The organism is Nocardioides flavescens, assembly GCF_009823805.1.
In the GTDB taxonomy this organism is placed as follows: Bacteria; Actinomycetota; Actinomycetes; order Propionibacteriales; family Nocardioidaceae; genus Nocardioides; species Nocardioides flavescens.
In genome coordinates this window covers 159,739-177,521 of the sequence record NZ_WUEK01000012.1, presented here as the reverse complement: position 1 = coordinate 177,521, position 17,783 = coordinate 159,739, and the positions used below count along the sequence as shown (strand labels likewise).

Genomic DNA, 17,783 nt, shown 5'->3' with positions numbered 1-17,783 from the left:
CGCCCTCAAAGGCAAGTCACCCATCGACCTCGTGCCCAACCTCCCCGGACACAACAGCTAGCGACCGTCGGCCCCGGTGGTTGAGGAGGTCGCGCTAGCGACCGTCTCGAAACCCCTCGGCGCCGAGCACCGGCACCACCTCGCTGACCCCGACCTCGGCGGCGACGTCCACGTCGCCGCCGAAGCCGGCGTCGAGGAGCTCGCGCCCGCTCGGGCAGGCGTGCACGTCACCCGGCCGCATCGCGTCGTACGCCGCCACCGCGGCTCGGGCGTCGGGGCTCAGGGCGTGGCCGGCCGCGGCGAGCCCGGCCAGCACGGCGCCGGCTCCCCACAGGTCCTCGACAGCCGGGCGCAGCGTGCCGTCGGGCCAGCGCTCGCCGCAGGCGACCACGGCCACGTCACGACCGGCCAGGGCCAGGGCCACCGCCGCGGCGTTGCGCAGGCAGGCCGCGACGACGGTGCGCCCGCGCGCGGCGACGAGGGCGCTGATGGTGGAGCCGTTGGGACTCGGCAGCACCACCCGCGTCCCCGCCTCGGCCACGACCGAGGCCATCGCGGCCGGGCTGAGCGACGGCAGTCCCGGTCGCTCCCGGGCCTCGAGCCGGCCGACCGCCAGCACGGCGCGCCGCTCCTCGGCGTACGCCGCCGCGCGGTCGTCGTGCCAACCGAACGGCAGCACGTGCAGCCCCCGCTCGACCGCCACCGTCGTGGTGGTCGTGAACGACAACACGTCGACGACCACGACGGTCTCAGCGTCGAGCCCGGCGGCGCCGGTCGGGCCCCAGGCGAGGTCGAGCACCTCAGCGCACGAGGACGGCGAGCTTGCCGAGCGCCTTGCGCGCGTCGAGGTCGAGCAGCGCCTGACCGAACTCCTCGAAGGCGTATGTCGCGCCGACCGGCGGCTTGATGGTGCCCGCCTCGATCATCGGCACCAGCTCGGCCCACTGCTGCTGCATGAAGCCCGGGCGCACCATCGCGTAGGCGCCCCAGCCGACGCCGCGCACGTCGACGTTGTTGAGGAGCAGGCGGTTGACCTTGACCTCGGGGATGCCCTGGCCGGCCGCGAACCCGACCACCATCAGCCGGCCCTGCGGGGCCAGGGAGCGCAGCGAGTCGGTGAAGACGTCGCCGCCGACGACGTCGACGACGACGTCGACCCCGCGACCGCCGGTCAGCTCCTTGACGGCGTCCTTGAACCCGTCGAGCAGCACGACCTCGTCGGCGCCCGCACTGCGGGCGAGCTCGCCCTTCTCCTCGTTGCTGACGACCGCGATCGTGCGCGCGCCGTAGCCCTTCGCGACCTGGATGGTCGCGGTGCCCACGCCGCCCGCGGCTCCGTGCACGAGCACCGTCTCGCCCTCGCGCAGCCCGGCGCGCTCCGCGAGAGTGAACTGGGCGGTGAGGTAGTTCATCGGCAGCGCCGTGCCCTCGGCGTACGACAGCGCGTCGGGGAGCGCGAACACCGAGTCGCGGTGGATCGCCACGCGTTCCTGTGCCCCGCCCCAGCCGCCGACCGCCGCGACCCGGTCACCCGGCGCGAACCCCGGACCGCTGACCACCGTGCCCGCCACGTCGACCCCGAGCGAGAACGGCGGCTCCGGCTTCATCTGGTACTCACCGCGGCTCAGCAGGAGGTCGGGGAACGACACCCCCACCGCGTGCACCTCGATGAGCACGTCGTCCTCACCCGGCACCGGCTCGGGGACGTCGCGCACCTCGAGGTGCTCGGGACCGGACAGGGACGTGACCTGGACCGCGCGCATGCCCAGCACGCTATCGGCAGTGGTTCCAGACGGTCGTTGCACGACCTCCTCGACCACCGTGGCGGTGATCAGTCGGAGCGGGCGGCGGCGCCGCCGGGGGTGACGATCTGGGCCATCTCGAAGTGCATGGGGTCGGTGTAGCTCCAGTCGCCACCCCAGTCGAAGCCCCAGTCCTTGAAGATCTGGACGACGTCGCGGTTGATCGCGCCGACAGTGCCGCGGCCGTTGCCGGGGACGTTGATGTCGAAGGCGAGGCCGAAGGAGTGGTTGGAGAGCGTGGTGGAGCCGGCGATGAAGCGGGGGTAGTAGCAGCCGGCGTACTCGTCGGGGTGGATCTCGGAGGCCAGGCCGCGGTCGACGATCTCCTGCAGGGCCGCCTTGAGCTGCGGGAACATCAGGGTGTTGCAGGTCATCGAGCCGAGGATCGGGACGGCCTCGGTGGAGATGTGCGAGGAGACCCAGGCGGGCTCCGGGGCGATCCGCCCGCCGCCGATGACGGTGTAGCGGAACACGCCGACCGCGTCGGCCACCGTGCCGGTGACGACGGCGACCTGGGCCGTGTTGGGGTCGAGCCCGATGCGCGACGCCTTGTCGACCGGTGTCACGGCAGCGTCCTTGCCGAGTACGTCGGTCAGGCGGTCCTGCACCCGGTCCGGGGCAGTGCCACCGGTGCGCACGAGCATCGCGTTGTCGCGCTTCATGCCGAGCGTGTCGATCCACGTCTCGTTGACGACGGCGTCGATGAGCGGCTGCTGGTCGACGTAGGCCCCGACGTGCACGCGTGGCGCGTCATCAGCGGAACCGAGGCGCAGGAAGTCGTCGGAGTCCAGCGGCAGTCGGCCCTGGAGCCTCTTCTTCAGAGCCACCTCGCCACCGGCCACGCGGTCCCAGGCCACCTGAAAGTCGGCACCTGAGTCCGTAGCCGGGGTGAAACTCCGGTAGGTCGCCGGGTCGACAGCGGCGACCGTCAACGCGCGGTTCTCGATGACCGATTCAGACAGAGAGATGACGGTCACTCCGCTGACGCCCTTGACGCCCTCGACGGCTGCGACCGTCTCGTCCGAGGCCGTGTCCGGGAGGACGACCAGGAAGTCGGCGGGAGCGACGAGCCCAGCGGTACGAGGTCCGGGTGCAGGCACGGAGTGGTCCACCTGCGCGGTCGCCTCGCCCGTCGTCGCAGCTCGAGGCGATGCGCTGGTGGTGCTCGAGTCCGGCGACTCCTGCGAACCCGGCCCGCCGGACGAGCAAGCGACGGGCAGCACGAGCACAGCAGCCGCCACCGCGCAGGCCAGCGCACGCTTCGCCATTGAAGCCCTCCCCAGGACCGGTCCCGAAGGCCCCAGCCTACGGCCCCTCGGAGTAGCGCTGGGCGTGTTCGACCGCTCGGCGCACGCGCGGGGGCAGGGTCGACTCGAACTGCTCCTGGCGCAGAGCCTCGAGCAGCGAGACGCACATGCCGATCAGCACGAGCATGAACGGCGCCGCCACGAGGATGACGAGCGTCTGCAGAGCGTCGAGACCGCCGGCCCACAGCAGCACCGCGGCGACGGCGCCGGTGGCGACACCCCAGAAGACCAGCAGCCAGCGGCGCGGCTCCTCGGTGCCGCCTTGGCTGAGCTGACCCATCACGATCGAGGCCGAGTCGGCGCCGGTGATGAAGAAGATCGCCACCAGGAACACCGCCAGCGCGACGGTGAAGCCGCCCCAGGGGTACTCGCGGAGCAGGTCGAAGAACGACGACTCGAGCGCGATCGACCCGTCGTCGAGCGTCGGCGGGGACCAGCCCTGGTTGAGCTGCTCGTCGATCGCGGAGCCGCCGAGGATCGAGAACCACACGAAGGACACCAGGCTCGGCACCAGGATCACGTAGACGACGAACTGGCGGATCGTGCGCCCCTTGGAGATCCGCGCGATGAACATCCCGACGAAGGGCGTCCAGCTGATCCACCACGCCCAGTAGAAGATCGTCCAGTCCCCGAGCCACGAGCTGGCCGCGGAGTCGTAGACGCCGGTGTTGAACGACATCGCCGGCAGGTGGGTGAGGTAGTCGCCCAGCGAGGTCGTGAAGGTGCCCATGATGAAGACGGTCGGGCCGACCACGAAGAGGAAGAAGACCAGCAGCACGGCGGCGATCGCGTTGGCGTTGGAGAGCCACTTGATGCCGCGCTCGACGCCCGAGACGGCGGAGAGCACGAAGCAGGCGGTCAGCACGGCGATGACGGCGACCGCGAGCACCTTGCTGCCGCTGCCGCGGCCGAAGACGTCGTCGATGCCGCCGGTGATCTGCAGCGCGCCCAGCCCCAGCGAGGTCGCCGATCCGAACAGCGTCGCGAAGATCGCGATCACGTCGATCGCCTTGCCGGGCGCCTGCCCGGCGCGCTCGCCGAGCAGCGGGCGGAACGTCGCGGAGATGAGGTTGCCGTAGCCCTTGCGGTAGGCGAAGTAGCCGATCGCCAGCCCGGTCACGGCGTACGTCGCCCAGGGGTGGAAGCCCCAGTGGAAGAAGGCGTACTGCATCGCCGACTCGGCGGCCTGCGGCGTCCCGCCCTCGCCGCGGCCCAGCGGCGGGGAGTTGAAGTGCGTCAGCGGCTCGGCGACGCCCCAGAACATCAGCCCGATGCCCATGCCGGTCGCGAACATCATCGACACCCAGGAGAACGTCGAGAACTCCGGCTCGGAGTCGTCGGGCCCGAGCTTGATGTTGCCGTAGCGGGTGAGCGCCAGGTAGGCCGCGAACACCACGAACCCCGCGCTGGTCAGCACGAACAGCCAGCCGAAGTTGCCCGTCACCCAACCGAGGGCCTCGTTGCTGCCCGTGGCGAACCGCTCGGGCCACACCGCACCCGCCGCGACGACCGCGACCGCGAGTGCCGCGGCGACGCCGAAGACCACCCGGTCCACCGGCGTGGCCTCGGCGTCGGCCCCGGCCGTGGGTTCCGCCTGGCGCTCTGTCAGGTCAGTCATGCCCCGCCCGTTACCCGATTTGGGTCAGCGGAGTCGACACGTGGTTTCGAGACAGGACTTCGTCCTTCCTCAACCACCGGGGCCCCGGTGGTTGAGGAGGTCGCGCTGGCGACCGTCTCGAAACCACTCAGCCGGCGTACCTCAGCTCTGGGTCCAGGCGTCGACCTTGTCCTGGTTGTCCTCGACCCACTTCGCGGCGGCCTCCTCGGGCGACATGCCGTCCTCGGAGATGTACTTCGCCACGAGGTTCTGGTCGTCGTTGGTCCAGGAGAAGTTCTGCAGCAGCTTCTGGGCCGGGCCGTCCTCCTCCATCCACGAGGTCGACGCGATCTTGTTGAGGTCGGTCTCGGGGTAGTCGCAGGCGACCTTGGCGGGGTCGTCCTGGCAGCCGTCGGTGTACTCCGGGAGCGCGACGCGCTGGAGGTCGATGTCGGCGAAGAGCCACTGCGGCTCGTAGAAGTAGCCGATGAGGAACTCCTTGTTCTCCTCGGCCTTCTGGAACGCCGTGATGCTGGCGGCCTCCGAGCCGGAGAAGACGACCTTGAAGTCGAGGCCGAGGTTGCTCACGATCGCCTCGTCGAACTGCACGTACGACGGGTCGGCGCCGAGGAACTGCCCCTTGCCGCCGGACTCCGAGGTGGCGAAGTCCTGGGCATACTTGTTGAGGTTGTTCCAGTCGAGGATGTCGGGGTGCTCCTTGGCGAGCCACGGCGGCACGAACCAGCCGATGACGCCGACGTTGCCGATCGGGCCGACCTCCATCGCGGAGCCGTCGCCCTTCTCGGCGAAGAACTTGTCCTCCAGGTCGGGGTGACCCCAGTCCTCCATGACGATGTCGACCTCACCGGTGCCGAAGCCCTGCCAGGAGACGTCCTCCTTGAGGTCCTTGTAGTTCATCGTGCAGCCGAGCGACTCGGCGACGGCGCCGTAGACGTAGGCGTCGGCCTCGTAGCCGACCCACGGGTTGACGGCCATGTTGACCTCACCGCACTCGCCACCGGCGGCGGCCTTCTCCTCGTTGGCTGCGGTCTCCTCGCTGATGGAGCCGCCGCTCCCGCACGCGGCGAGCGTGAGCACGGCGACCGCCGAGACGGACGCGAGCCGGGCCCCGCGCTTCCTGTGGTTCGTCATGGGTTCTCCTCGAGGTTGGGACGACGGGCTTGGGGAGGTCAGATGAGGCCGCTCTTCGGCGAGCCGGCGACGGGCACCTTCGAGCGCAGCAGGGTGCGGGTGCGGGCACCCGTGGTGTCCTTCGGTACGTCGGCCGCGGCGCGGCAGACCCGGTCGATGAGCACGCCGAGCAGCACGATGGTGAGCCCGGCGGCGGCGCCCTTGCCCCACTCCTCGGAGCGGGAGAAGCCGAGCACGACGTCGTAGCCCAGCGCACCGGCCCCGACGAGGCCACCGATGACGACCATGGAGAGCACGTAGAGCAGTCCCTGGTTGGTCGCGAGGACGAGCGAGTTGCGCGCCATCGGCAGCTGGACCTTGAAGATCTCCTGCCAGGTCGTGCACCCGGTCGAGCGCGAGGCCTCCAGCGTGCTCGGCGAGACCGCCGAGATGCCGTCGGCGACCAGCTTGATCGCGACCGGCGCGGCGTAGACGACGGAGGCGACGATGGCGGTGAACCGGGTCGGGTCGAAGAGCGCGAGCACCGGGATGAGGTAGACGAACGGCGGGATGGTCTGGCCGGCGTCGAGCACGGGTCGCAGCACCAGGTCGACGGCGCGGCTGCGCGCCATCCAGACCCCGAAGACCAGCGCCAGGACCATCACGAGCAGGGTCGCTACCAGCACCATCGTCAGCGTCAGCATCGCGCTGTGCCACAGGTCGAGCAGCACGATCAGGGTCAGGCAGATCGCCGCGCTGACGAGGCCGCGGCGCCGGCCGACGACGTAGGCGATGGCGAGCAGCGCGAGCCCGGTGACGTACCACGGCGAGTCCGCCAGCAGCGACTGCAGCGGGTTGAGCAGCACCGTCGAGACGGTGTCCTTGACCGCCCCGGTGAGGCCGTCGAACGTCGAGGTGATCCACCCGAAGGCGCTGTCGACCCCGTCGGCGATCCGGCCGCCGAGGTCGCTCTCGGGGAACTCCGCGGCCCACAGCTGCTGACGCGAGAGCCACACCGCGACGAGCACCCCGACGAGGCCGCCGCCGAGCAGGATGCGCCGCAGCCGGGGGTCGTCCCCGCCGCGCGCCGCGATCTCGGCGCGCCGGCTCGCGGCGGTGGTGGTGCGGTCGAGCATCACCGCCATGAGCACGATGAGCATGCCGGGCACGAACGCCCCGCCGACGTCGTTGCGGGTGAGCGCCCGCAGGACCGGCTTGCCGAGCCCGGGCCCGTCGACGTACGCCGCCAGCGTGGCCATCGACAGCGCGGCCATGATCGTCTGGTTGAGCCCGACCACGATGGTCGCCCGCGCCATCGGCAGCTGCACCTTGAGGAGCCGCTGCCGGGCGGTCTGGCCCGAGGAGTCGGTCGCCTCGATGGTGGTCGGCGAGACGTTGCGGATGCCGTGGCCGGCGATGCGGATGATCGGCGGCAGCGCGTAGGCCAGCGTGCAGACGACGGCGGCCGACGAGCCGATGCCGAAGAACAGCACGATCGGGCCGAGGTAGACGAAGGTCGGCATCGTCTGCAGCAGGTCGAGCAGCGAGGTCATCAGCCCGACGCCGACCCGGCCTCCGGTGCCGTAGTAGACCGCCAGCGGCAGGCCGATCAGCACCGCCAGCAGGACGGCGACGAAGGTGATGACGAGCAGGTCCATCGCGTCCGACCAGTAGCCGAGGACGCCGAAGGTCGCGAAAGACGCCGCGACGAGCACCGCGATGCGCAGGTTGGCCACGGCGTAGCCGATCCAGGTCGCGGCGGCGAGCACGCCGAGCCAGCCGACCTGGGGCACCGGGCGCGGGAAGTCGGGCACCGAGACCATCCGCGAGAGCCAGTCGGTGGCGTCGACGCACCACTGCCCGACGGCGTACGTCGCCTGCACGACGGGGTTGGTGTCGCGGCTGGCCAGCACGGCGTCGCGGAAGTCGCTGAGCCGGTCGAAGAGCGGGGTGCTCTCGCGCACCGGTCGGGCGAGGGTGTCGACGCCGTCGGTGAAGCGCCACACGACGACCCACGCCGCGAGCACGACCACGGCCCAGGCCCACCTGCTCGCCCAGACGCCGCTGCGGTCCTCCTCGACCTCGCGGACCGGGGGCCGCTCCGCGAGCGTGGTCACGCCGGGGCCTCCTCGGCCACCACCACGCGCAGGATGTCCTCGTCGTCGACCATGCCCACGGTGCGGTCGCCGTCGACCACCCGGCAGCAGCACGGCGCGGCCAGCACCGCCTTGGCGGCGTCGCGCACGACCTGGTCCTGGCGCACGACGTGGCAGGAGTCGGTGAGACCGGTGGTGTCGTGGCGCATCACCCACTTGAGCGTGAGCACGTGCGAGCGGGGCACGTCGGAGACGAAGTCGCGGACGTAGTCGTCGGCCGGGGCGCCGACGACCTCGTCGGGGGTGCCGATCTGCACGATCTCGCCGTCGCGCAGGATCATGATGCGGTCGCCGAGCTTGAGCGCCTCCTGCAGGTCGTGGGTGATGAAGACCATCGTCTTCTCCAGCTCGTGGTGGAGCCGGATCACCTCGGTCTGCATGTCGCGGCGGATCAGCGGGTCGAGCGCGGAGAACGGCTCGTCGAAGAGCAGCATCTTCGGGTCGCCGGCCAAGGCGCGGGCCAGCCCGACCCGCTGCTGCATGCCGCCCGAGAGCTGGTCGGGGTAGGACCTCTCGAACCCCTTGAGCCCGACGAGCTCGACGATCTCGCTCGCCTTCGCGCGGCGTTCCTTCTTCGAGACCCCGCGGATCTCGAGGCCGTAGGCGACGTTGTCGAGCACCTGGCGGTGCGGCAGCAGCCCGAAGTGCTGGAAGACCATCGAGGTGTGGGTGCGGCGCAGCTCGCGCAGCTCGCTCTCGCCGGCCTTCACGATGTCGTGGCCGTCGATGACGATCTCGCCCGCGGTCGGCTCGATCAGCCGGGTCAGGCAGCGCACCAGCGTGGACTTGCCGGAGCCCGAGAGCCCCATGACCACGAAGACCTCACCGGGCGCGACGTCGAAGGACACGTCCTTGACGCCGACGACGCAGCCGGTGCGCTCCTTCAGCTCGGCCCGCGAGAGCTCCGCGTCGGGCGTGCCGACGATCCGGTCGGCGCCCTTGCCGAAGATCTTCCAGACGTGGCGCACGGACAGCGCCGCGTCGGCGCTCGGGGCGGCGGCCGGAGCCGCCGTCTCGGTGGTCGCTGTCGACATCAGGACTCCTCGGTGGACTCGTTGCGTGGGTCTCCGGGCGGGTAGAGGGGGCTGCCGTCGCGGTAGCGGTAGAACGGCGCCTCGGACGGCGGCAGCGGGGTGTTGCCGGCGATCAGGTCGGCGGCCTTCTCGGCGACCATCATCACGGGGGCGTAGATGTTGCCGTTGGTGACGAACGGGAAGACCGAGGCGTCGACGACCCGCAGCCCCTCGGTGCCGTGGACCCGCATCGAGCCGGGGTCGACGACCGACATCTCCTCGACCCCCATCGCCGCCGTGCACGAGGGGTGCAGCGCGGTCTCGGCGTCGTCGCGGACCCAGTCGAGGATCTGCTCGTCGGTCTCGACCTGGCGACCCGGCGAGAGCTCGCCGTCGTTGTACGGCGCGAACGCCGGCTGGTTGAGGATGTCGCGGGCCACCCGGATCGCCTCGACCCACTCGCGGCGGTCGGTCTCGGTGGAGAGGTAGTTGAACTGCAGGCTGGGGTGGACCTTGGGGTCGGTGCTCCGGATCCGCACGTGGCCGCGCGTGTCGGCGTACATCGGGCCGATGTGGACCTGGTAGCCGTGGCCCTCGGTGGGGCTGCTGCCGTCGTAGCGGATCGCGACGGGCAGGAAGTGGAACATCAGGTTGGGGTAGTCGACGAGGTCGTTGCTGCGCGCGAAGCCGCCGCCCTCGAAGTGGTTGGTCGCGCCGAGCCCGCGGCGGTGGAAGAGCCACTGGTAGGCGATGCCCGGGCGCTTGTGCCACTTCAGCCCGTCGGCGATCGAGACCGGCTGCTTGCTGGCGTACTGCACGTAGACCTCGAGGTGGTCTTGGAGGTTCTCGCCGACGCCGGGGCTGTGGTGCACGACGTCGATGCCGTGCTGGCGCAGCAGCGACTCGGGCCCGACGCCGGACAGCTGCAGCAGCTGCGGGGTGTTGATCGCCCCGCCGCACAGGATCACCTCGCCGGCGTCCACGCTGCGCTGCAGCCGCCCGCCGCGCAGGTAGTCGACACCCACCGCGCGCTTGCCCTCGAACCGCACCTTGGTGGCCATCGCGAGGGTCTCGACCGTGAGGTTGGTGCGCTTGCGCACCGGGTGGAGGTACGCGCGGGCGGCCGAGAGCCGGCGACCGCGGTAGACGTTGCGGTCGAAGCGCGCGAACCCCTCCTGGCGGTAGCCGTTGACGTCGTCGGTGAGGTGGTAGCCCGCCTCCTGGGTCGCGGCGAAGAACGCCGAGAAGAGCGGGTTCTCTGCCGGGCCGCGCTCGAGCTTGAGCGGGCCGTCGCCGCCGCGCCACTGGTCGGCGCCGGCGAGACAGTTCTCCATCTTCTTGAAGTAGGGCAGGCAGTGGGCGTAGTCCCACTCCTTCATCCCCGGCTCGGCGGCCCAGCGCTCGTAGTCGAGCGGGTTGCCGCGCTGGAAGATCATCCCGTTGATGCTCGAGCTGCCGCCGAGCACCTTGCCGCGGGCGTGGAAGATGCGCCGGCCGTTCATGTGCGGCTCGGGGTCGGTCTCGTAGCGCCAGTCGTAGAGCCGGCTGCCGATCGGGAACGGCAGCGCCGCCGGCATGTGCACGAACGGGTCGATGCGCCAGTCGCTGTGCCCCGCCTCCAGCACCAGCACGCTGGTGCCCGGGTCGGCCGAGAGCCGGTTGGCGAGCGCCGAGCCGGCCGAGCCGCCCCCGACGATGACGTAGTCGTAACGCTTGCTCATGCTCCCGCCCCTCCCTGGAACCACCGTTGCTCGCTCGGGCGGATGTTGTGCCACACGTGCTTGGTCTCGCGGTACTCCTCCAGCCCGGCGAGCCCGAGCTCGCGGCCGGTGCCGGACTGCTTGTAGCCGCCCCACTCGGCCTGGGCGACGTAGGGGTGGTAGTCGTTGATCCACACCGTGCCCATGCGCAGCCGCGCCGCGACCCGCTGCGCCTTGCCGGCGTCCTGGGTCCACACGGCGCCGGCCAGGCCGTAGACCGAGTCGTTGGCGATGCGCACCGCGTCGTCCTCGCCAGCGAACGTCTCGACGGTCAGCACCGGCCCGAACGACTCCTCCTGGGTCACGCTCATCGAGGTGTCGCAGCCGTCGAGCACGGTCGGGGAGAAGTAGAAGCCGTCGGCCAGTGCCGGGTCGTCGGGCGCGTTGCCGCCCAGGCGCAGCACGGCGCCCTCGCGGACCCCCTGCTCGACGTACGCCGTCACCTTGTCGCGGTGGGCGGCGCTGATGAGCGGCCCGGTCTCGGCCTGCTCGTCGTGCGGTCCGCCGAGGCGGATCGTCGCGGCCCGCTCGACCAGGCGGTCGACGAACTCGTCGTGGATGCTCTCCTCGACCACGAGCCGGGCGCCGGCGCTGCAGACCTGGCCCGAGTGCAGGAAGACAGCGGTGAGCGCGTAGTCGAGCGCGACGTCGAGGTCGGCGTCGGCGAAGACGACGTTGGGGTTCTTGCCGCCGAGCTCGAGGGCGACCTTCTTGACCGTGCCGGCGGCCGCGGCCATCAGCCGGCGTCCCACGGCGAGGCTGCCGGTGAAGCTGACCAGGTCGACGCGGGGGTCCTCGGCGAGCGGCGCCCCGACCTCGGGGCCCGGGCCGAGCACGAGGTTGCCGACGCCGGCGGGCAGCCCGGCCTCGGCCAGCAGCCGCATCATCAGGATGCTCGTGTGCGGGGTGAGCTCGCTCGGCTTGAGGACGAGGGTGCTGCCCGCGGCCAGGCACGGCGCGACCTTCCAGCTGGCCTGCAGCAGCGGGTAGTTCCACGGGGCGATCAGCCCGCAGACGCCGACCGGCTCGTGGACGATGCGGCTCACCACGTCGGGGTTGCCGGTGTCGACCATGCGCCCGGCCTCCTCGGCCGCGATCCGCCCGTAGTGGCGGAAGACGCTCACGACGTCGGCGACGTCGTACTGGCTCTCGACGAAGCGCTTGCCGGTGTCCTGGCTCTCGGCCTCGGCGATCTCGTCGGCGTGGCGCTCCATCAGCTCCGCGGTCGCGAGCAGCAGGTCGCCGCGCTCGCGCGCGCTCGTGCCCGACCACGCGCCGTCGTCGAACGCCCGGCGCGCGGCGGCGATCGCCGCGTCGGTGTCCTCGGCGCCGGCCTCGTCGACCTCGGCCACCAGGCTGCCGTCGGCCGGGCACCGGATCTCGCGGCGCCCTCCGGCACGCGCGGCGACCCACGACCCGTCGATGAACAGCTCCGGCACCCGCTGCCTCCGTTGTTGCGTCTGCTGCAACCTGTTGCGGATCGCAAAGGTCTTGCCGGGAGACTCTTCCTTCCGGCGTGCGGCGTCAAGAGGTCACGGAGTAGTTGACCACATGTTGACGTCGCCGTGACCTGGCCGACTCGGGATCGTCACGGGGTCACCTCGATGTCACCGTGGGGACAGGAGGTACTCCCCCGTCGGCTTGAGCGTGATGGCCGCGTGGACGGGCAGGGGCCCGGCCTCGGCGGTCGTGTCGGTGGTGAGCTCGACGTGCTGGAGGATCGTCGCGAGCACCAGCACCGTCTCGATGGTGGTCAGGTTGGCGCCCACGCACGAGTGGGGTCCCGAGCCGAGGACCATCCAGGCCGCTCGCTGGCGGCGTACGACGTCGGGGTCGGTGACGTCGAAGCGCGACGGGTCGAAGGTGTCGGGGTCCTCCCACACGTCGGCCTCGCGGTGCAGGGCGTAGGAGAAGACGATGACGCTGCTGCCGGCCGGGATGCGGTAGCCGCCCAGCACCTCGTCCTCGACCGGCGCGCGACCCAGGCTGTGCGAGGCCGGCCAGAGCCGCATCGCCTCGCGCACGAACCGGCCCGTGACGGCGAGCCGCGGCAGGTCCTCGGCCGTGGCGCGCCGGCCGCCGAGCTCGCGGTCGAGCTCGTCGCGCACGTCCTGCTGCAGCTCGGGGTGGCGGGCCAGCTCGGCCAGCGCGCAGGCGAGCGTGGTGGCCGTGGTGTCGTGACCGGCGGTGAGGAAGACCAGCGCCTGGTCGGTGACCTCCTCGTCGCTGAGCCGGGTGCCGTCTTTGTCGCGCGCGCCGAGGATCAGGTCGAGCATGTCGTCGGTGGCGGCCGAGCCCTGGGCACGGCGCTGCGCGACCACGCCGTCGACCACCGCACGCATCTCGCGCAGCCCGCGGCGGAAGCGGCGGTTGGCCGGGGTCGGGATCCACAGCGGCAGCGGGTGCGGCGAGACGGTGCGGCGCATCATCTCGTCGTTGACGTCGGTCCAGCGCATGATCTGCGGCACCGCCGGGTCCATCTGCGCGCCGAAGAGGATGCGCCCGATCGTGCGCGAGGTCAGCTCGAGCATCTCCGCGCTCGCGTCGACCCGCTCCCCGGCCTCCGCGGCCTGACGCCACCGGGCCCCGACCCGCTCGGCCTCCTCGACGATCACCGGCACGTAGCTCGCCCCGATCCGCCTCGGCGTCAGCAGCGGCGCGAGCATCCGCCGCTGCCGCCGCCACCGGAGGCCCTCGCTGGTGAGCAGGCCGTCGCCCATCCGCTTCAGCTCGCGGTAGCCCGGCTCGTCCTTGGTCCACCGCTCCGGCGCCGCGAGCAGCTCGCTCGCGAGCTCCGGCGAGGACACGCTGTAGATCGTCTCGCGCCACCCGGGCGGCCCGACGTCGACGCGTACGACGGGACCCAGGTCGCGGTGCGCCTGCAGCATCGCCCCGAGGAAGTCCGCCTGCACCGCCGCCATCGACCCCAGCAGCCAGTGCCCGCGCAGCCGGGGTACCGGGCGCCCGGGCGCCGTCGCAGAAGCCATGCGGGCACGCTATCGGCGACGCGGGCTGGCCATGCCGGTGGTTGAGGAAGGACGAAGTCCTGTCCGACCTCGGTGGTTGAGGAAGGACGAAGTCCTGTCTCGAAACCACCTGTCGCGGTGACGTGGTTTCGAGACGGTCGCCAGCGCGACCTCCTCAACCACCGAGACGACGGCGCCAGCGCGCCTCCTCGACCACCGGGAGGCGTCAGCGGCGGGCGCGGACGACCCGGATGACGGTGACGCGGACGCCGGTGCGGTCGACGTAGGAGATGCGGACCTTGCGGACCTTCGGGTCGCGCAGCCGCAGGACGGCGCGGACGACACCGCGGTCCTTGCCGCGCACCTTCACCTTCGCCAGCCGGGCGCGCCCAGGCAGCCCGCGGACGACGACCTTCCCGCGCGGGCGGGTGCCGTCGCTGAGCCGCACCTTGACGCGCAGCCGGACGCGGTCGCCGCGCTCCGGGCGACCGGCGAGCCGCCGGGGGGTGAGCCGGACCTTGAGCTTCGCCGTGACCGCGGTCGTCCCCGCGGCCGAGCCGGGGGTCGCCCCGAAGGCACCGCGCGCGGCGAGCAGACCGGCGTACGCCGTCTGACCGAAGCGGTTGGGGTGGTACCAGAACGACGTGTTGGTGCCGTCGCCCACCTGCAGGACCCACCGGTCGGGGTTCCCCACGGGAGTGGTGGCGTCGGGCTCGTGACCGCTGAAGGCCTGCGGCACCCCGTCGAGGAAGCTCATCTGGCCGGGGTGGCCGGCGTTGGCCGTCGGCACGACCGCCGCGATGGCGGCGTTGCCCTGGGTGACGAGGCTGCGCACCTCGTCGCCGGCGGCGTAGGTGCCGGTGGGGTCGTTCAGCTCGAAGCCGTTGTCGAGCTGCAGCCAGGGGTAGCCGAGCTGCACGATCTTCGCGTCCTCGCGCAGGCCGCGGGCCCGGATGGCCGCAATGTCGGCGAGCAGCCGCTGCTGCAGCGTGGGGAGCAGCGCCCGGGCCGACTCGACGGCGGTGCGGCACGACGCGGCGGTGCGCACCACCGGCACGAAGCAGCTGGTGACGATGGTGGTGAAGCCGGCGTCGTTGCCGCCGAGCGTGAAGAGCACCAGGTCGGTCTCGGGCGAGACGAAGTCGGCCTGGGGCAGCAGCGTGCGCGTGCAGTCGTACGTCGTGAGCGCGCCGGGCACCACGAGCGTGGCGCGGTAGGTCCAGAACTCCTCGGTCGGGAACTGCCGGGTGTTGCAGGGGTCGGTGCGGGCCAGCGCGGCGTCGGCCTGGGCGTTGGTGGTCACGCCGGCGGGCGTGGCGACCACCCGGGTGCTGGTGTCCATGGCCCGCGGCGTGGTCACGTCGGCGGTGACGCCTCCGCTGCAGGCGTGGTTGGCGAGGTCGACGGGCTGACCGGCGGCGCGCAGCGACGCGGCGTACTTCTCGCCCCACGCGACCCGGCTGCGGAAGCAGTCGGTCGGCCCGAACGTCTGCGGGTCGCCCTGCTCGTCGGTGGCGCCGTTGCCCGCCGAGTAGGAGTCGCCGAGGACCAGTACGTCGAGCGCTCCGCCCACGCGGGCCGGGGCCGGAGCGGCGCCCGCGGGCGGCACCAGCAGTCCGACGCCGAGCAGGGCCAGCGCCGCGACGACCGCGACAGGACGACGTGTGAGGGCGGTCACTCCGTGACCGTACGCCCGGTGCTGGGGACGCGCTAGCGGAAGACCACCGTCCGTCCGTCGTGCTCGAGCACCCGGGTCTGGGAGTGCCAGCGCACGGCTCGCGACAGCACGGCCGCCTCGACGTCGCGACCGGCCACGACGAGCTGCTCGGCGGTGTAGGTGTGGTCGGCGCGGGTGACGTCCTGCTCGATGATCGGGCCCTCGTCGAGGTCGGCGGTGACGTAGTGTGCCGTGGCGCCGACCAGCTTGACCCCCCGGTCGAACGCCGCGTGGTAGGGCTTGGCGCCCTTGAACGACGGCAGGAACGAGTGGTGGATGTTGATGGCGCGACCGGACAGCTGGCGGCACAGCGGGTCGGAGAGGATCTGCATGTAGCGCGCCAGCACGACGAGGTGGATGCCGAGGTCGTCGACCAGCCCCATCAGGGTGCGCTCGGCGTCCTCCTTGGTGTCGGGCGTGACCGGCACGTGCTGGAAGTCGATGCCGTAGGAGCGCACCAGCGGCTCGGCGTCGCGGTGGTTGGAGACCACGACCGGCACGTCGATCTGGAGCTCGCCGGTGGACTTGCGGAACAGCAGGTCGTTGAGGCAGTGCAGCTGCTTGCTGACCATGATCAGCGTGCGGTACGGCGCCGCGGCGTCCCACAGCTCGAACTGCATGTCGAAGTCGCGGGCCACGGCACCGGCGAAGTCGGCGCGCAGGTCCTCGGCGTCGACCGGCTCGTGGACCTCGAAGTCGATGCGCATGAAGAACTTGCCGGCTCGGGCGTCGTCGAACTGCTGGCTCTCCAGGATGTTGCCGTGGTGCTGGAGCAGCCAGCCGGTGACGGCGTGGACGATGCCGGGACGGTCCGGGCAGACGATCGTCAGGACGAAGTCACCGCGCACCTCGGAGGCGGCGGCCACGGTGGTGGTGGGCATCAGTCGCCCAGCTCCGTGCGGCGGCGGTTCACGTAGGCCTCCAGCTCCTCGCGCACAGCGGGGTCGAGCTCGGGCTCGACGTACTCCTCGAGCCTCTTCTTCCAGATCTCCGACGCGCGAGCCGCCGTGTCCTTGGCTCCGTTGCGCATCCAGCGCTCGTAGTTCTCCGAGGAGGAGAGCAGCGGTCGGTAGAAGCAGGTCCGGAAACGTTCCATCGTGTGCATCGCACCGAGGAAGTGTCCCCCGTGACCCACCTCCTCGTGCGCACCGAAGGCCATCGAGTCCTCGTCGATCTCCAGCGGGGTGAACTCGTGCTGCAGCATCTGGACGAGCTCGATGTCGATGATGAACTTCTCGAAGCCCGCCACGAGGCCGCCCTCGAGCCAGCCCGCGGCGTGCATCACCCAGTTGGCGCCGGCGAGGAACGTCGGCATGAGGGTCATCAGCGCCTCGTAGCCCGCCTGCGCGTCGGGCACCTGCGAGGAGGTGAGGCCGCCACCGGTGCGGAACGGCAGGTCGAAGTGGCGGGCGATCTGGCCGGTGCACAGCAGGCCGAGCCCGCTCTCCGGGGTGCCGAACGTCGGCGAGCCGGACTGCATGTCGATGTTGGACAGGAACGAGCCGAAGACGACGGGCGCACCCGGGCGGATCAGCTGCGAGAGCGCGATGCCCGAGAGCGCCTCGGTGATCTGCTGCACGAGCGCCGCGGGGATCGTCACCGGCGACATCGCGCCCATGAGGATGAACGGCGTCAGCACGACGGGCTGGTTGGCGGAGGTGTACTCGAACTGCGCCTCGAGCATCCGGTCGTCCCAGCGCAGCGGGCTGTTGCAGTTGATGAGCGAGATGGTCGCCGGGGTCTGCTCGATCGCCTCAAGGGAGCCGAAGAGGATCTCGGTCATCGCGATGGTGTCGGCGGCGTTGACCCCGGAGACGACGTTGCCCATGTAGATCTTGTCGGTCAGCGTCTGCAGCGCCAGCGTCATGTCGAGGTGGCGACTGTCGAGCGGGGTGTCGTTGGGCTCGTTGACCACGCCGCCGGCGGAGTCGAGGGCGCCGAAGCTCTGCGCGAGGCGCGCGAAGTTCTTGAAGTCCTCCATCGTGCCGTCGCGACGCACGTCGCCCTCGCGCACGAACGGCGGGCCGTAGACGGCGCCGAAGGCCATCGAGTCGCCGCCGATGTGCACGGAGTTGGCAGGGTTGCGCGCTTGGATGTCGAACTCCGAGGGTGCCTTGGCGACCTGCTCGAGGACGAAGTCGGGATCGAGGAAGACCTTGTTGTCCTCGACCTTCTGCCCCGCCTCGCGGAACAGCGCGAGGGCCCGGTCGTCCATGAACTCGACGCCGATCTCCGTCATCAGCCGGCGCCAGCCGGTGTCGAGCGTGGCCATCGCGTCCTCGGAGAGGACTTCGTAGCGTGGCATCTGGTTGCGGAACATCGGCTCTCCTGCCT

13 protein-coding genes are annotated in these 17,783 nt (G+C 71.3%); all 13 read right to left on the bottom strand.

Annotated features, from left to right (window positions below; genetic code table 11):
- Positions 1-94 precede the first annotated feature (94 nt).
- Complete coding sequence (locus GRQ65_RS18110) at positions 95-799, bottom strand: 2-phosphosulfolactate phosphatase (protein ID WP_160879389.1); 705 nt, start codon at positions 797-799, stop codon at positions 95-97.
- Position 800: 1 nt separating this feature from the next.
- The gene (locus tag GRQ65_RS18105; RefSeq protein ID WP_160879388.1) at positions 801-1,763 is read right to left on the bottom strand and encodes an NADPH:quinone oxidoreductase family protein; all 963 of its coding nucleotides are present in this window, start codon (positions 1,761-1,763) and stop codon (positions 801-803) included.
- A gap of 68 nt (positions 1,764-1,831) precedes the next feature.
- Positions 1,832-2,659 carry a M15 family metallopeptidase gene (locus tag GRQ65_RS24150; RefSeq protein ID WP_337191852.1) on the bottom strand — a complete coding sequence of 276 codons (828 nt, stop codon included), beginning with the start codon at positions 2,657-2,659 and terminating at the stop codon, positions 1,832-1,834.
- A 448-nt stretch (positions 2,660-3,107) separates the two neighbouring features.
- Complete coding sequence (locus tag GRQ65_RS18095; RefSeq protein ID WP_160879386.1) at positions 3,108-4,727, bottom strand: BCCT family transporter; 1,620 nt, start codon at positions 4,725-4,727, stop codon at positions 3,108-3,110.
- A 141-nt stretch (positions 4,728-4,868) separates the two neighbouring features.
- Complete coding sequence (locus tag GRQ65_RS18090; RefSeq protein ID WP_160879385.1) at positions 4,869-5,858, bottom strand: ABC transporter substrate-binding protein; 990 nt, start codon at positions 5,856-5,858, stop codon at positions 4,869-4,871.
- 38 nt (positions 5,859-5,896) lie between these two features.
- Positions 5,897-7,954, bottom strand: a complete 2,058-nt coding sequence (locus GRQ65_RS18085) for an ABC transporter permease (RefSeq protein ID WP_337191851.1) — start codon at positions 7,952-7,954, stop codon at positions 5,897-5,899.
- Positions 7,951-9,027, bottom strand: a complete 1,077-nt coding sequence (locus GRQ65_RS18080) for a quaternary amine ABC transporter ATP-binding protein (RefSeq protein WP_160879384.1) — start codon at positions 9,025-9,027, stop codon at positions 7,951-7,953. Before GRQ65_RS18080 ends, GRQ65_RS18085 begins: the two co-directional genes overlap by 4 nt.
- Positions 9,027-10,727 carry a choline dehydrogenase gene (betA, locus tag GRQ65_RS18075; protein ID WP_160879383.1) on the bottom strand — a complete coding sequence of 567 codons (1,701 nt, stop codon included), beginning with the start codon at positions 10,725-10,727 and terminating at the stop codon, positions 9,027-9,029. Before betA ends, GRQ65_RS18080 begins: the two co-directional genes overlap by 1 nt.
- Positions 10,724-12,205, bottom strand: coding sequence for an aldehyde dehydrogenase family protein (locus GRQ65_RS18070; RefSeq protein WP_160879382.1), 1,482 nt, complete (start codon positions 12,203-12,205; stop codon positions 10,724-10,726). The genes betA and GRQ65_RS18070 overlap by 4 nt, the downstream gene beginning before the upstream one ends.
- Before the next feature lie 168 nt (positions 12,206-12,373).
- Positions 12,374-13,753 carry a cytochrome P450 gene (locus GRQ65_RS18065; protein ID WP_160879381.1) on the bottom strand — a complete coding sequence of 460 codons (1,380 nt, stop codon included), beginning with the start codon at positions 13,751-13,753 and terminating at the stop codon, positions 12,374-12,376.
- Between the two features lie 205 nt (positions 13,754-13,958).
- Entirely contained in the window at positions 13,959-15,410 is a 1,452-nt protein-coding gene (locus tag GRQ65_RS18060; protein WP_160879380.1) for an SGNH/GDSL hydrolase family protein, read from the bottom strand.
- A gap of 32 nt (positions 15,411-15,442) precedes the next feature.
- Positions 15,443-16,330: a formyltetrahydrofolate deformylase gene (gene purU / locus GRQ65_RS18055; protein ID WP_160879379.1), complete on the bottom strand. Its 888-nt coding sequence runs from the start codon at positions 16,328-16,330 to the stop codon at positions 15,443-15,445.
- The gene (locus GRQ65_RS18050; protein WP_160879378.1) at positions 16,330-17,769 is read right to left on the bottom strand and encodes a trimethylamine methyltransferase family protein; all 1,440 of its coding nucleotides are present in this window, start codon (positions 17,767-17,769) and stop codon (positions 16,330-16,332) included. The genes purU and GRQ65_RS18050 overlap by 1 nt, the downstream gene beginning before the upstream one ends.
- Positions 17,770-17,783: the final 14 nt, after the last annotated feature.

Excerpts from the sequence above, each read along its gene's own strand:
- GRQ65_RS18090 (WP_160879385.1), bottom strand. The coding sequence starts at position 5,858 with ATGACGAACCACAGGAAGCGCGGGGCCCGGCTCGCGTCCGTCTCGGCG.
- GRQ65_RS18105 (WP_160879388.1), bottom strand. The coding sequence starts at position 1,763 with ATGCGCGCGGTCCAGGTCACGTCCCTGTCCGGTCCCGAGCACCTCGAG.
- GRQ65_RS18095 (WP_160879386.1), bottom strand. The coding sequence starts at position 4,727 with ATGACTGACCTGACAGAGCGCCAGGCGGAACCCACGGCCGGGGCCGAC.
- GRQ65_RS18050 (WP_160879378.1), bottom strand. The coding sequence starts at position 17,769 with ATGTTCCGCAACCAGATGCCACGCTACGAAGTCCTCTCCGAGGACGCG.
- GRQ65_RS18080 (WP_160879384.1), bottom strand. The coding sequence starts at position 9,027 with ATGTCGACAGCGACCACCGAGACGGCGGCTCCGGCCGCCGCCCCGAGC.
- purU (WP_160879379.1), bottom strand. The coding sequence starts at position 16,330 with ATGCCCACCACCACCGTGGCCGCCGCCTCCGAGGTGCGCGGTGACTTC.
- betA (WP_160879383.1), bottom strand. The coding sequence starts at position 10,727 with ATGAGCAAGCGTTACGACTACGTCATCGTCGGGGGCGGCTCGGCCGGC.
- GRQ65_RS18065 (WP_160879381.1), bottom strand. The coding sequence starts at position 13,753 with ATGGCTTCTGCGACGGCGCCCGGGCGCCCGGTACCCCGGCTGCGCGGG.